The organism is Candidatus Thiodiazotropha sp. CDECU1, assembly GCF_963455295.1.
GTDB lineage: Bacteria > Pseudomonadota > Gammaproteobacteria > Chromatiales > Chromatiaceae > Thiodiazotropha.
The window spans coordinates 2450528-2464584 of the sequence record NZ_OY734020.1 but is presented as its reverse complement, the minus strand read 5'-3'; the positions used below and the strand labels follow the sequence as shown (position 1 = coordinate 2464584).

General features: G+C 52.2%; 13 protein-coding genes. 5 read left to right on the top strand and 8 right to left on the bottom strand.

The genetic code is table 11. From position 1 onward, the window contains the following. Nucleotides 1-199: 199 nt before the first annotated feature. Nucleotides 200-1846 carry a hypothetical protein gene (locus R2K28_RS11220; protein WP_316364414.1) on the bottom strand — a complete coding sequence of 549 codons (1647 nt, stop codon included), beginning with the start codon at nt 1844-1846 and terminating at the stop codon, nt 200-202. Between the two features lie 442 nt (nt 1847-2288). On the opposite strand from R2K28_RS11220, the gene R2K28_RS11215 reads away from it, so the two are divergent. Continuing rightward, nucleotides 2289-2648: a GFA family protein gene (locus R2K28_RS11215; protein ID WP_316364413.1), complete on the top strand. Its 360-nt coding sequence runs from the start codon at nt 2289-2291 to the stop codon at nt 2646-2648. 32 nt (nt 2649-2680) lie between these two features. Further along, nucleotides 2681-3415, top strand: coding sequence for a monofunctional biosynthetic peptidoglycan transglycosylase (gene mtgA / locus R2K28_RS11210; protein WP_316364412.1), 735 nt, complete (start codon nt 2681-2683; stop codon nt 3413-3415). A gap of 44 nt (nt 3416-3459) precedes the next feature. On the opposite strand, the gene R2K28_RS11205 is transcribed toward mtgA, so the two are convergent. From R2K28_RS11205 to R2K28_RS11195, 3 genes are all read right to left on the bottom strand, one after another. Then, a complete protein-coding gene (locus R2K28_RS11205; protein ID WP_316364411.1) occupies nt 3460-5046 on the bottom strand; it encodes a SulP family inorganic anion transporter in 1587 nt (528 codons plus the stop codon). A gap of 71 nt (nt 5047-5117) precedes the next feature. Next, nucleotides 5118-5963 carry a c-type cytochrome gene (locus tag R2K28_RS11200; RefSeq protein ID WP_316364410.1) on the bottom strand — a complete coding sequence of 282 codons (846 nt, stop codon included), beginning with the start codon at nt 5961-5963 and terminating at the stop codon, nt 5118-5120. A gap of 130 nt (nt 5964-6093) precedes the next feature. Further along, nucleotides 6094-6510 carry a DUF3617 domain-containing protein gene (locus R2K28_RS11195; protein WP_316364409.1) on the bottom strand — a complete coding sequence of 139 codons (417 nt, stop codon included), beginning with the start codon at nt 6508-6510 and terminating at the stop codon, nt 6094-6096. Between the two features lie 158 nt (nt 6511-6668). Here R2K28_RS11195 and R2K28_RS11190 point away from each other — a divergent pair, with 158 nt between their 5' ends. The 3 genes from R2K28_RS11190 to R2K28_RS11180 all read left to right on the top strand — a co-directional run bounded on the left by R2K28_RS11190 (nt 6669) and on the right by R2K28_RS11180 (nt 9621). After that, a complete protein-coding gene (locus tag R2K28_RS11190) occupies nt 6669-7487 on the top strand; it encodes a motility protein A (RefSeq protein ID WP_316364408.1) in 819 nt (272 codons plus the stop codon). Between the two features lie 14 nt (nt 7488-7501). Further along, on the top strand, nt 7502-8257 hold the full coding sequence (locus R2K28_RS11185; protein ID WP_316364407.1) for an OmpA/MotB family protein: 756 nt from the start codon (nt 7502-7504) through the stop codon (nt 8255-8257). 209 nt (nt 8258-8466) lie between these two features. Next, the gene (locus R2K28_RS11180) at nt 8467-9621 is read left to right on the top strand and encodes a cytochrome-c peroxidase (protein WP_316364406.1); all 1155 of its coding nucleotides are present in this window, start codon (nt 8467-8469) and stop codon (nt 9619-9621) included. Between the two features lie 12 nt (nt 9622-9633). Here R2K28_RS11180 and R2K28_RS11175 read toward each other — a convergent pair whose 3' ends face one another. The 4 genes from R2K28_RS11175 to R2K28_RS11160 all read right to left on the bottom strand — a co-directional run bounded on the left by R2K28_RS11175 (nt 9634) and on the right by R2K28_RS11160 (nt 13944). Continuing rightward, complete coding sequence (locus R2K28_RS11175; protein ID WP_116445404.1) at nt 9634-9900, bottom strand: RNA recognition motif domain-containing protein; 267 nt, start codon at nt 9898-9900, stop codon at nt 9634-9636. Nucleotides 9901-10018: 118 nt separating this feature from the next. Next, nucleotides 10019-10228 carry a cold-shock protein gene (locus R2K28_RS11170; protein WP_116445403.1) on the bottom strand — a complete coding sequence of 70 codons (210 nt, stop codon included), beginning with the start codon at nt 10226-10228 and terminating at the stop codon, nt 10019-10021. Between the two features lie 363 nt (nt 10229-10591). Beyond that, a complete protein-coding gene (locus R2K28_RS11165; protein WP_316364404.1) occupies nt 10592-12016 on the bottom strand; it encodes a DEAD/DEAH box helicase in 1425 nt (474 codons plus the stop codon). Between the two features lie 215 nt (nt 12017-12231). Further along, nucleotides 12232-13944 carry a DEAD/DEAH box helicase gene (locus R2K28_RS11160; protein WP_316364402.1) on the bottom strand — a complete coding sequence of 571 codons (1713 nt, stop codon included), beginning with the start codon at nt 13942-13944 and terminating at the stop codon, nt 12232-12234. Nucleotides 13945-14057 lie beyond the last annotated feature (113 nt).

The window sequence follows — 14057 nt, the reverse complement described above, 5'->3', positions numbered from 1 at the left end:
GAATGATAACGCCGCTGGGCGCAAAAACAGCCCCAGCCCTTCGGGTTGTGCCTGAAAAAGCGCCACTCAGCGTTGCTCGTCGTTCATTTGGGGTGACCAAACTTCTCTCCTCGCGCCCCGAAGGAAGTGCCCTTGGGGTGCGCCTTGATTGGCGTTTTTTCAGGCACAACAGAGTGCATTGGATTAGTGTTAACAGGCCCTAGGGGGCTTTTTCGCCAAACAGGGGAAATCCGCTTTTCCTTATCCGCGCTTTAGCCGCCTCGGTGAGGAGCATTACGGGCACATCCAGGTCGATCTGCTTGCAGTGCCTTGACAACACCTGCATGGCTTCCTGTTGGGTATAACGGGGACGGGTACAGATGCTGCCTGTTTCGTTGGTCAGGAACCACTTGTCCCAGTGCCGGGCAATATGCAGGTGCGGCTCTTTGGTGGAGATCCTGGTGCTATCGATTGATAGATCCAGTCCCTTGCAGAGCCGTCCAAACACTCTGGGTATCTCATTGTCATAGAGTCGTTTCACGGTGGACAGTTTTTTGAAATAGTGAGACTCCTGGATCTCTCCCCGTGTCCATGCGATGCCCTCTAAGTCATGTTCAGCGGCATGTATCAGGAGGAGTTTCAGCGCCAAACCAAGCCACTCCTTGCGAAAAGGGGCAGGTGTTATCCTGCCGGGCCAACGGTTTAGGTAGCCGTACATGGCGCCGGCCTGGTGCCAATCGCTCTGTATCTCCTCGATGAACAGCAGACGTCTGCCATGGGTGTCTATACGCTGTTTGGTACGAAAGTGTACAAGCAGGTTGCGGGCATAGTAGTGGCTGATGAAATGGGTAAGGGGATAATCGGGTAAGGTCAACAACCACTCCCGGTAGTCGCTACCGCCATATAGGCTTTTATGCTCATAACGGCCATAGTGGGTGTAGTCAACGGGTATGCCTAAATGTTGCAGTGCATGGCGACTGGCAGCGGAGAAGGCCTGCTCCTTGGTTGAATAGTGGTGTTGATTGGTATTTTCATCACCAATTGGATTACCCATTGAATCGAGCGCAAACCACTTTTGTGATGAGGTGGGGGTATCCCAGCTTTTCTGTTTTTTCAGATAGCCGATCTTGTAGTAGTGGACAGGGTCCACATAGCGAAGTACACAACACTCACTGGGTTCTTTTATTGTTCTGGGTGTGATTGAGTGGTTGATCAGTTTCGATGTGGGAGTTTCACTAAATTCAAGTCTGTTGACATGATCAGCGACCAGTTCGTTGGTCAGACTCAGGCGGATGATCGAGAAATCCAACTGTGCCAAGAGCTGTTCCCTGGTAAGGGTAGTGGTCTCCTTTTCCATACTCTCCAGAAATGGTATCAGGCCGGACCAGGTTATCTCTTCCTCGCGGATACCGGATCGGGTCATGTTCAACACTGTTCGCCGCCACTGTTCCGGCGAAGCACGATTCATCGATACTTGCTCTAGCTTTTGCTGCAAACAACTGTAGAGTCGTTTTGGGTAGTCGTACTCCCTCTCTGTCAATCTGAATTCATCACCGATAACGCGTTTTCGTACCTGCTCGATTTCCCTGATCTGCTGTTCCTGTTGTATCCATGCATCGAAGGCCTTGCGATCAGATGCTGACCAGAGGGTCTGGGGCAGGTCTGCAAGGGTATGACCGGAGAAGAGAAAAGAGGGCTGATAGGGTATGCTCTTCACACGCTCGGGCTTGACCACGATATCCACAAAACCATACAAATCACGATGAGTTGTATCGGTTCTGACCTCACGATTGAGTCGTATTGCGTGGTAACGCGCACGTATGTTGCTTATTCCGGCCACTTTTCCACTGGGTAATGGGATCATCACGCTTTCACTCTGTCTCTACCGCTTTGCATTTGCCTGATTTATAGCAGGGCAGGGTTTCGCATTTAACAGAGTGGATGTAAGGAAATGTGCCTGTTCAGATGGATATGCAGTGCAATCCATGAATCTATATAGGGTTACGGCCGCAAGTTTGTTATTAATCTGCAGAATTGTTGTGGTATTTCCCATTTCTACTCGATTTATGTTTTTTTAATTCCAGATGGGAATGCGGGGCTTTGACAGAGGTCCCTGAGGGTTCACTTCTGTTATCTTTTTACACTGATTTGTAACATAGGTTCCATACAGATAAAGGGGCTGTTCCCATTGGCACGAAAAAGTGATATCAAATGCTATATAAAAGGATAAAAAATTCAGGGACAGGGAGTTAAGCCTCCAGCAGTGACATGTGACATTATGAGATGTTTTGACATGGCCGGAAATCAATATGAGTGAACACTACCAAGGCAATTGCCATTGTGGAGCTGTCCGCTTCTCCTTCAATGGCGACAAGATTGAAAAGGGATTGCGTTGCAACTGTTCAATTTGTACCCGCAAGGGTGCAATGATGACAACCCAGGTGATTCCCCGGGACCAACTCGATATTCAGGCGGAAGAGGGTGCATTGGGCCTCTATCAGTTTGGCGCCAAGACGGCCAAGCACTACTTTTGTACTCGCTGCGGTATCTACACCTTTCATGAAACCGCCAGGTTTCCAGGACACTTCCGGGTTAATCTGGGCTGCATTGAGGGGGTCGATCCAATCTCAATGGAGTACGATCTGTTTGATGGCAAACATCTACTCTAGCCTTTCTGCCTTGAAACCAGAACAGATGCGGCATGGCCCGAAAACCTCGCAAAAAAGCTCGTCTCTCCCGCCTTTATAAGAGATTGTCAAGATGGATCTTTCTTCTATTCATCGCATTCTTTACCCTGCTATCGGCATTGCTGCTGACGCTCCGTTTCGTCGATCCACCAACATGGTCGTGGAAACTTCAGCGTGAATTCAATCCACCGCTCGACCACTCAATAGAATCGCTGCATGTTTGGTGGGATCTGGCGTATATACCAGCCGCCATGCAACTCGCGGTGATCGCCTCAGAAGACCAGAATTTTCCCAATCACAAGGGTATAGATTTCAATGCTGTTCAACAGGTACTGAGAGATGCGGAAAGGGGACGGACGTTACGTGGTGCCAGCACCCTGACTCAGCAGACGGTAAAAAATCTCTTCCTTTGGCAACGAAGGGATTGGAGCCGCAAGCTGTTGGAAGGGGGGCTCGCGTTTCTGCTTGAGCTGATGTGGAATAAGGAGAGGATTCTCGAAGTCTACTTGAATATAGTTGAATTCGGTCCGGGCGTTTATGGGGTGGCTGCTGCCAGCGAGTATTGGTACCAGCTGCCGTTGGATCGGTTGACGGTGAACCAGATGGCCAGATTGGCGGCGCTTCTACCCAATCCCTGGCATTATCGTGCAGAGCCCCCGACACCCTACATCATTGAGCGGGCCGGATGGATAGAACAGCAGATGGATCAGTTGGGATATGTCTGGTTGATACCTGTCACTGGCGAGTGACTGGCCTGATGTCGAGAGTAAAGCCTGTAGTTGATGGATATAGACTAGTTTGTCGGCTGGTAAACAAACTCCACTGGCATGCCATCCAATCGCTGCTCAAAATGGTCAAGCAGCTTGCGTGACGTGAGTACGATAACAAAGCTTGTCTCCCTGGTATCCCGGTATTGCAGATCCTTGGCCAAGGCCTCCGTGGCGGAAAGATCCATATAGGAGACAACACTCAAATCGAGAAGTACGTTGTCATCACGATGACGTTTTAACAGGCTGCTCAATTGATCGATTGAGGCGTAAAACAGATGGCCTTCAACCCGGATCTGAACCGACTCATCACCCTTCTCAATGCTTATATCGAGTTTTGAAGCGGATAGTACGAACAGGATTACCGATAAAATAAATGCAATGATCAGACCCGTCTGCAGGCCAAGGAAGACTATCCCGAACAAGGTTGTCACAAATACCGATAGCTCCCCGGTCCAGGAAAACAGACGGCTGATCTCGGCCGGTTTGATCATGCCGATTCCCACCAGCATCAGGGTACCGGCGATGACCGGCATCGGCATATAGGTGAGCAGAGCGCCAAACATCTCGATCAGGATAAACACCACGAATGCGGAGAGAATGCCGGCCAGGGGTGTTGCTGCACCTAATGAAAGATTCAATGCAGTGCGGTTAAAACTGCCTGAACCGGCAAAGCTTGAAAAGAATGGAGCAAGCGTATTGGCAATCGCCTGGGCGAATACCTCCTTGTCCACATTGATTGATTGATCGGTATCACTGCGTAGGCGCTTGACGATGACCATGGATTGGGCCATGCCAATAAGTGCAATGGTTATGGCATTGGGCAGCATGGCGAAACCCACCAGCAGATACTCGAGATCGATTTTCGGGCTGGAGAGGGGCAGGGCTTGAAAAGGAATATGTCCAAGCAACTCTATTTCCGTATCGACCTGAGTAAAGAGGCCCATCACGACCATGCCCGTGACATAGCCGACAGCCATGGCGATCAAAATTGCAAAACGGGGAAACCTGATTTTGGCGATGATGCCCGCGATGACGGTTGTTATACCGATGCAAAAGCTGTAGGGATTTATCAATGTCCGCCAATCATCAGCCAGGACAAAGAGTTTTTCGAAGAAGAATAGGGTACCCGAAGGGGTGAGTCCCAATATACCGTCAAGGGATGAGAGGATAAGAATGATTCCCACACCAACGGTGATCCCGGTTATCGCAGCCGGGCTTAGATATTGAAAATATTTTCCACCCCTGAGCATCCAGATGAACATTTGAATCAGTCCAACCATAAGGCTGAGCAGGATCACATAGTCGATATAGAGTGGGCTGCCCCGGCCTGCGAAAGGGACTACCGCGATACCGATCAATATGGCGACTGCCGTGTTTGGTCCGCCCAACATTGAACTTGAACCAAAGAGGCTGGCAAAGAGGGTAACGAAAATCGATGTATAGATGCCGTACTCAGGCGGTAGTCCGGCCAGATAGGCGAAGGTGATGCCCTGAGGTATAACCAATATGGCAGCGACAACAGCGGCAAATGCCTCTGTAGGTAGATTCAGCTTTCCTGCTCGGTCTGGCCTCCATGGAATAATCTCCGACAACAGTCGTATATATTTCATATCACTCTATCATTGGAATCGATCTACCTTGTTTCCATGGTCTAACCCTGTCTCTTTTCAAGTCGCTTGATCTAATCCACTAATCCGGAGATAGATTCGAAGAGTTTCAGCAGTTTGCTGCGCCGGGGGTCTCCCGGCCTGATCTGCATATTGATATATGCCGCCACATCCAGTGCAGCCTGATGGGTGAGGGTGCGTTCCTGGCCAAGGGGCATGTTCGCCCAAATGAAGCCCGCGGCCTTTTTGATATTCGCTATGCCGGCGCCTTTGTTGTAGGCGTCCATACCCCAAAGCGGGGGAATACCCGGTATGCCGTGACCGTCGTTTGCATGGCATTGGGCGCATTTCGTTTCATAGATCGCCTTGCCGCTGGCAGGATTTGGGTCATAGCCCGTGTCGGGCAAGGTCGGCACTCCTCTACCGGCTGGTGCCTCGCCAATCACTTCGCCATGAGAGATATAGGAGATATAGGCCGCCACAGCCAATACCTCCGGTGAGTCCTCGGGCGGCATGATGCCGTCGAGGCTGTACACGAAGCACTCCCGGATGCGCAATCCAATGCCATTGCGACGGCCGTTCTTACTGCGCCACTTCGGGTACATACCCGCCACATTGAGCGGAATGGCATCGGGTTTGCGTCCTGCATTGAGGTGGCAGTTGCTGCAGCGCAGCCGATTGCCTGAATAGCGGGCACCAAAGCGTTCGGTTTCAGTGACGATGCGGTAGCCGAACACCACATTGCTGTGGTAATCGTCCAGATAACTCCGCTTGAGTAACTCATCTATAGCGATGGGGGTGTCAGCAGCCACGCGCTCCATGGGCAGCAACCCCAACAAGAGAATGAAGGGGTAGAGAAATCGGCGATATCCAGCTGCCTGATGATCCTGTTTAGGTGAAATAGAGTCTGTGCTGTTCAATGTGCTCTGAGCACTCTAAATTGCATTGGCATGGTATGGTTAAGACCGGTGTCATTGAATCCTGCTAGTGGCAGCCCGCCCTTGAGTGGGAGGAATTTACCACACATAGTATGGTTTTTTCACCCTAATGTTACTGTTTACAAGGCCCTAAACGTTTACCTGTCGTCTTCGAGTTCATCAGAACACCCCCTAGATCGATGTTAATGACCCCCTCTGCAGTATCGCCGTAGTAGGTGATGCTTCCCTGGCTTGTGGTTACGCCAACCGAGCGTGTGCAGCTTATGTTCCAGGAAACCTTATCCCCTTCCGTAATGAGATCGATGGTTTCGCAGGCCTGTCCCAATTGACTGTCTTTGGGTACAAAGTCAGCCCTGGTGATGCAAGTGGTATAGGAGGTGGGTGGTAATAGCTGCATCGGCATGCCAGGCGTATTCAGCACTGCGGTCCAGTGCCACAATCCCGGATTCATATTGATCTCCGAGGCATAGACATCGTACGAGAGTAGCGCGAAAAGCGACAGCGAGGCAGGGATTGTTCTGTTTTTCATCAGGCACCGGTCCATGAAGATTAGTCAGCGGCAATCAATCTACCTGTTTTGGGGAGGCGATGACGCGATCTGACGCACAGGGTAACAAAGCTTCACAGCCATACTTGGCCTGCTATTTGCTGTTGATAGGTAAAGGCATATTCAATAGGAGAACAGCATTGGTCACACAGCTTTGGATTGGATTGCTATCACTCTCCGTACTGGTATCTGTGAGTATACAGCTGTTAGCCCCGGGTTCCGGGCTGATCGCGATCATTTCAGGTCTTTTACTGGTGGTAGGCGGTACCCTGCTGACAGCGATCATGAGTCATTCCCTCAACTCCGTGTTGATGCTTTGGCAGTTGGTCGCCGATTTTCGTCACCCGCCCGCCAACATGGATGACGATGAGGAGGGCTTTTCACGCTTTCTACAGGCGGCAAATTACTTCCGCCGCGGCGAGATTCGGCCGGCAGAAGCGGTAATACAGCAGATTTCAGAACCGCTGCTGCGCAGAGGCACCCAACTGGTGTTGGACGGTTTTCCCCGTGACCAGGTGACACTTACCCTGCAGCGCCAGATTGCAGAGGACAGGGATCATTTACGCCGACCCGCCGAGATGCTGCGTGCCATGAGTGGTTATGCCCCTGCGTTCGGCATGCTTGGGACACTACTCGGCCTGGTGCAGATGTTGTTTGGCCTGGGTTCCGGAAACCTGGCTTCAATCGGCGCCGCCATGGGTTTTGCCATGCTGACCACTGTGTATGGCCTGGTATTGGCCAACCTGGTGTTCAAACCCCTTGCCAGTAAGTTGGAGCAGCGCGGCAGACAACTGATCACACGCCGGGTCGCACATCTGCAGGCAGTCATGATGTTATGCGACAGGCAACATGCGGAGTTGATCAGGGAGATGATGAATGAGGTCAACGCCAGACAGGACATGCGCCAGGCAGCCCATGAATTACAACTTATTACCAGCCCTGACCAGAATGCCGCCTGAATAGGTGACAGCCCATGACAACCACGAGCGGGAAGAGAGAGATGCACCAAAAACCAGCTACGGGAGGGGAGCTCGATAGCAGTGCCTGGTATGCCTGGGAAGTTGAAGAGAATGATGGTGGTTGGCTGTTGACCTATGTGGATGTGTTGAGCGTGATACTGGCCATGCTGGTTGTGCTGCTGGGGCAGATGGCAGTGCAGCATCTGCAGACAACGGATGAGGATAGCAGGATGGCGGCCACCTATGAGGCTGTTCCCAGTGACGAGCCGACGCTTGAAGTGCAACAGCCACAAGCACCGGTTCAAGTGGATGAGGAGCCGAATCAGATTAGTGATGCCGAAGCCCGCCTGGTAGCAGCGATAGAGGATCGCTTTCAGGACGAGGTGACAGTGGTGCAAAAGGATAAAGGCATCTCATTGGAAATCGCCGATGTCATTCTTTTCGATTCAGGTAAGGCGGAGCTGCTTGACGAGGCTTTTCCCATACTGCAGAAGCTCGCAATGACTTTGCAGGAGATTGGTGAGGCGGACATCGCCGTAGAAGGTCATACCGATGACCGCCCCATACTGGGTGGCAGGTTTGAATCGAATTGGGAACTGGCCGCTGCTCGCGCCAATGCAGTGACGCGTTTTCTCCTGAGTCAGGGTTTTGCAGCAAAACATCTGCGTTCCGTAAGCTACGCGGATGCTCATCCGGTGGCTGATAACTCGGACCCGACCGGGCGTGCTGAAAACCGCCGTGTCAATCTTCGGGTGGAGTTTTTGCAGTAGCGCGCTCTTTTCACAGCATCCAATTCATGAATGGATGAGCAATCCTTAATTTCCTAAAATCTGTCGCCCGATGTGACAGACTCCCCATTTTGATCGCCCATCTACGCCACATTTACCAATTCTTGATCAAAATCAAGTCTCCTCTATCCATCTATGCTCAATTCTTATTGGGTATTCGATTTATACGCGATCTATGGAGTGGCTGAGTCATGGGATTACATAAGGTTGGTGTTGCTGCATTGATAGGGTGCTTGACTGTTTCGTGTGGAGGAGGTGGTGGCAGCAGCGATGACAGTGATAATACCAATACATCTACTGCATCTATGGCTGAGTTGGGAAAGAAACTGTTTTTCGATACCAATCTCTCCAGTGGCAGCAACCAGGCGTGCAGCTCTTGTCACGATCCCTCAAATGGTTTCGCCGATCCTCGTGTCAGTGTAACTGCTCCGGTTTCAGAGGGATCGGTTGGTGGTGCCTTCGGTGATCGAAATGCGCCAACTGCTGCCTATGCCGCGTTTGCACCTGCCTTCGGTGAGGTCGCGGATCAGGATCAGACACCGGAGACAGACTCAAAGTACCAGGGTGGACAGTTTCTGGATGGACGTGCCGTTGATCTGATTGAGCAGGCCAAGGGCCCCTTTATCAATCCGGTTGAAATGAATAACGCTTCCGAAGCCGAGGTTGTCGCAAAGGTGCAGAATGCTGAGTACGCAGCGGATTTCATTGCCATATTCGGTGCAGATGCTTTTAGTGACACAACCACCGCCTATCACAATATCGCAACCGCAATTGCAGTATTTGAAGCAACCTCTGAGGTCAACAGTTTTAGTTCGAAGTTTGATGCCTATCTGCTGGGCAACTACACATTGAACGCCTCGGAACAGCGAGGTTTTGATCTGTTCATGGATGCGGAGGTGACTAAATGTGCAAACTGCCACACGGTGGGGGATACACCAGAAACCTCTCTTTTCAGCAACTTTCGTTATTACAATATAGGTACACCGGTAAACGTGAATAATCCTGCTTATCTGGCAGACAATTCGTTTGTCGATGATGGTCTTGGCGCCAGCAGTGCGATAGCCGAGTCAGATAGAACAAGCGAACGGGGTAAGTTTAAGGTGCCAACCCTGCGTAACGTGGAGCTGACTGCGCCCTATATGCACAATGGGGTCTATGCAACCCTGGAAGAGACGGTGTTGCACTATGATATTCAGGTTGCGAACCTGTTCATCACTCCCGAAGTGAATGACGACAATATCGCGGCTGAAATGAACGCGGGCACATTTATTGGTTTAGGTTTGTCAGATCAGGATCGAGCCGATCTTGTCAATTTCATGCTGACCTTAACCGATGGCTATTTTTAAATATGGACCCATTCAGCGACGTTTTCTGGTCTTTCCCTTTCTCGGCCTGTCAGGACCTACACGAATTATGCTGCCGCTAAGGTCCCTGCCATCGAGTGCGGCAATAGCGGCTCGGGCTTCGTGACCCTCCATATCGATTGTAGCGAAACCTTTGCAGTCACCACTAAAGAGATCCTTGGCCATTTTAAGGGAACGCACAACGCCGTATTCTGTAAACAGCGCTGTCAGGCTCTCTTCTGTAGTTGATCGTGGAAGACCACGAACCGATAGGGTAATCATTGACCTGTTCCTGATAAGAGTGATGAAAGATCTATCCGTGCATCCCTGTACGGATATTGCCCGTTGGTTCGCGGAAATGACAGGATGCCAAAGTGAATGGCAACGGGTGAAAAAAGGTTTACAGGGGGACTACGTTGTCAGCCTGCGGACCTTTCTTACCCTCAACCTCAGTAAACTCCACCTTTTGACCGTCTTCTAAAGAACGGTGTCCTTCACCTGCGATGGCGCGAAAATGGACGAAAAGATCCTTGCCGTTCTCACGCTCGATAAAACCATAACCCTTACCGCTGTCGAACCATTTTACGGTTCCTGTCTGTCTTTCTGACATCTGTCAAATACCTCAATAAATTTCACTTACGTCCATCTCATAGGATAGACCTTATCCACGAATCTTAGCAGACGCTATGCTGCTCGATTCGGTGACATCTGTAAGGAGGCAGCGAATATGAGGCGCTATAGGCAGGGCATAGATCGCGGAGTGTGCCCACAATACTTCCCCCGCTAGCGAAATGCAAACGCTATCATATCCCTCTACTACTGGTACAACTGGCAAGTCAGCTTCGGGGTTTTCAAAGTAACCCTGCTTTCAACTATAACTCGTTAATAAATAAGAAAATTATTTATCAAGACCAGAACCGCACCGGGTCAGTGAAGGGGACTGCCAACCTGGTCAAACAGCTGCATGCGGAAGTCAGCCCCCAAGCAGTACAGCTACCTCCTTGCCCCGATTTTTCCGTGAACGCCGGTGTGTCGAGCGGGATTCACCCTCACTATGCTGACGCTGCTTATGTTTGTGCGATGCCTTTGTGTCCGACTGCTTCGCACTATTCTTGGAATTAGCCGACTGCGTGGTGTCGTTCGAGGGTCTTTTTTTACTTGTCTTGCCCCGGTTTTTTGTACCACTCATTGTTCTGTCGTGCTGCCCACGACGATTGTCGTTTCGTCTTTTCTGAATGGGTTCGGGCTTGATAGTCGGATCCGGTGCGTAACCGTCGATCACCACTTCAGGAATCTTGGTTTTTGTCAGCCGCTCAATATCCCTCAATAGTTTGACTTCATCCACGCAGACGAGAGAGATGGCTTCCCCTTCATTGCCGGCCCTGCCGGTGCGCCCGATACGGTGAACGTAATCCTCAGGGACATTCGGCAGTTCATAATTCACAACATGGGGAAGTTGGTCGATATCCAGACCGCGAGCGGCGATATCGGTGGCTACCAAAACACGGATATCACCGTTCTTAAAGCCGGCAAGTGCGCGCGTGCGGGCACCCTGGCTCTTGTTACCATGAATGGCCGAGGTGCTCAGGCCGTCGCGCTCCAACTGTTGCGCCAGGCGATTTGCGCCATGCTTGGTGCGGGTGAAGACCAGCACTTGACGCCAGTTTTGCGAGCCGATCATGTGACTCAGCATTTCACGCTTACGACCCTTGTCCACCGGATGTATCACCTGCTTAATGCGTTCCGCGGTGGTATTTCTGCGCGCGACTTCTATCAGTTCGGGATGATCCAGCAGGCGTCCAGCCAGTTTCTTGATATCGTTGGAGAAGGTGGCGGAAAAGAGCAGATTCTGGCGGGCGGTGTTGACCGGTAGCAGTGCCAGTATTTTGCGAATGTCGTGGATGAACCCCATGTCCAGCATGCGGTCAGCCTCATCGAGCACCAAAATCTCTATCTGTGAAAGGTCCACTGTCTTCTGACCCACATGGTCCAACAGTCTGCCGGGTGTGGCCACCAGGATATCGACACCTGCGCGGAGTTTTGCTATCTGTGGATTGATCTTGACGCCACCGAAGATCACGGCTGAATTTAACCCCGTGTGACGCCCATAGGTTTCCACGCTATCACCGACCTGTGCGGCCAGTTCCCGGGTAGGAGTCAGTACCAGCGCACGCACTGGGCGCCTACCGCCAGACAGGGGTCTGCTATCCAGCTGTTGCAGTAACGGCAGGGTGAAACCGGCGGTCTTTCCGGTACCGGTCTGGGCCGCGGCCATAATGTCTTTGCCGGCGAGAATGGCAGGTATCGCCTTGCGTTGAATGGGTGTGGGTTGGGTATAACCCTGCTCGCGAATGGCGCGCAGGAGTTCGGCCGACAGGCCGAGATTATCAAATGACATGGATTTGGCTCCGTAACCAGTCTTGCCCTCATTGCGGCAGCATCACTGTCGCAGGAGCCGGTTCAGGCTGAAAATAGTCTGTCTTTAAGCGGGAAGCATTGTCCCAGAAGCGGGAGAAGCGAACGGCTCAAGGTATTCTGACGACCCGAAGATCGTATTGGGCGCAAACCGACTAGGCACCCCAGCAGAGCGGCATCATAGCAGAATTTTCGCCATCAGGCAGATTTACTTCGCTTCTTGCCTTTACGCGGGGCTTTTTTTCGTTTATCCGCTTGTTGCACTCTAGCGATTTGCATCTGTTGACCGCATACCCACGCCCGCTTCAGGTCCTGGAAAATATCCTGCGGCATCCCGGCCGGCAGATCCACAAGAGTGAAATCATCATGGATATCGATATGCCCGATATGCTGGGCATCAAGACCGGCTTCGTTGGCAATGGCACCGACAATGTTGCCAGGTTTGACCTGGTGTTGATGGCCCACTTCGATGCGAAATCGTTCCATACCTTGCGCCGGGCGTGTCTTAGGGGGACGCTGTTGCCTCTCTCTGCCATCCTTGTTTTTTCTTGCGCTCCTGTCATGCGAGGCGGGTTTTTCCCGTTCCGGATCCAGCAGCAGCGGGCGATCACCCATGGATATCTTTGCCAGGGCGGCGGCTATCTCCAGTGCCGGTACATCGTGCTCCTGCTGAAACTGTTCGAGCAGACTCTGCATGAAATCCAGCTCCCCGACCGCAATGGTATCGCTGATGCGCTGTTTGAAATTGGCGATACGTTTATTGTTCACCATCTCATTGGTGGGCAGCTCAAGGGGTGTTATTTTCTGTCTGGTCGCCTTCTCGATGGCATTCAGCATGCGACGCTCACGGGGGGCCACAAACAGGATTGCATCACCCGTGCGTCCGGCACGACCGGTGCGGCCGATACGGTGGATATAGGCCTCGGTGTCATAGGGGATATCGTAATTGATGACATGGCTGATGCGTTCCACATCGAGGCCACGGGCGGCCACGTCGGTAGCCACCAGGATATCCAGCGAACCACGTTTCAGGCGTTCCACCATCTGCTCACGCTGTTTCTGCACCATATCCCCATTCAAGGCGGCAGCGGCATATCCCCTGGCCTCCAAGCGCTCGGCCAGTTCAGTGGTTGCGGTCTTGGTGCGTACAAACACGATAATGGCATCGAAGCTCTCCACCTCCAGGATGCGGGTCAAGGCATCCAGCTTGTGCAGTCCGCTGACCGGCCAATAGCGTTGACGAATGGTATCCGCCGTCGCAGTGCGTGTCTTGATCGCTATCTCACAAGGATTATCCAGGTGGCGCCGGGCAATCCGCTGGATCTCTTTGGGCATGGTTGCCGAGAACAGGGCGGTCTGATGCTTTTCCGGGATCTGTTCCAGGATCCACTGCACATCATCGATAAAGCCCATACGCAGCATCTCATCCGCCTCATCCAGGACCAGGGCCTGAATCGAGTCAAGCCTGAGCGTCCCCTTGCGCATGTGATCCATGACCCGCCCCGGGGTGCCCACAACCACATGCACTCCTCGCTTCAACTGGCGAATCTGGCCGGAATAGTCCTGACCGCCGTACACCGGCAGGACATGAAATCCCTTGATGTGGGACGCATAGCGTTGGAAGGCCTCGGCCACCTGGATAGCCAGCTCCCGGGTCGGCGTAAGGACCAGGACCTGAACATGCTGCCGTTTGGTATCGAGCCTGGATAGCAGGGGCAGGGCGAAAGCCGCGGTCTTGCCCGTGCCTGTAGGTGCATGCCCCAGCAGATCCCGGCCTTGCAACATATGGGGTATGGTCTGGGCCTGAATCGGCGAGGGGGTTTCGTAGCCGACCGCTTCTAGTGCCTTCAACAGGGATTTAGGCAGGTTAAAGTCGCTAAAGCTGGTGGGGAGGGGTTTGGTGTCGGACATCGGGGATTCCTGGTGAGGGCGAAGATGGGCGGCCATAGGCAAAGCCGGGCGGAGCAGTATAATGTTTCGCCTTGTGATTACAATAGCTTATTACAGTTTGCAGGATTAAATAG

Bases quoted from the DNA above. Each gene is read 5' to 3' on its own strand.
- R2K28_RS11215 (WP_316364413.1), top strand. From the start codon at position 2,289: ATGAGTGAACACTACCAAGGCAATTGCCATTGTGGAGCTGTCCGCTTC.
- mtgA (WP_316364412.1), top strand. From the start codon at position 2,681: ATGGCCCGAAAACCTCGCAAAAAAGCTCGTCTCTCCCGCCTTTATAAG.
- R2K28_RS11205 (WP_316364411.1), bottom strand. From the start codon at position 5,046: ATGAAATATATACGACTGTTGTCGGAGATTATTCCATGGAGGCCAGAC.
- R2K28_RS11195 (WP_316364409.1), bottom strand. From the start codon at position 6,510: ATGAAAAACAGAACAATCCCTGCCTCGCTGTCGCTTTTCGCGCTACTC.
- R2K28_RS11185 (WP_316364407.1), top strand. From the start codon at position 7,502: ATGACAACCACGAGCGGGAAGAGAGAGATGCACCAAAAACCAGCTACG.
- R2K28_RS11180 (WP_316364406.1), top strand. From the start codon at position 8,467: ATGGGATTACATAAGGTTGGTGTTGCTGCATTGATAGGGTGCTTGACT.
- R2K28_RS11175 (WP_116445404.1), bottom strand. From the start codon at position 9,900: ATGATTACCCTATCGGTTCGTGGTCTTCCACGATCAACTACAGAAGAG.
- R2K28_RS11170 (WP_116445403.1), bottom strand. From the start codon at position 10,228: ATGTCAGAAAGACAGACAGGAACCGTAAAATGGTTCGACAGCGGTAAG.
- R2K28_RS11165 (WP_316364404.1), bottom strand. From the start codon at position 12,016: ATGTCATTTGATAATCTCGGCCTGTCGGCCGAACTCCTGCGCGCCATT.
- R2K28_RS11160 (WP_316364402.1), bottom strand. From the start codon at position 13,944: ATGTCCGACACCAAACCCCTCCCCACCAGCTTTAGCGACTTTAACCTG.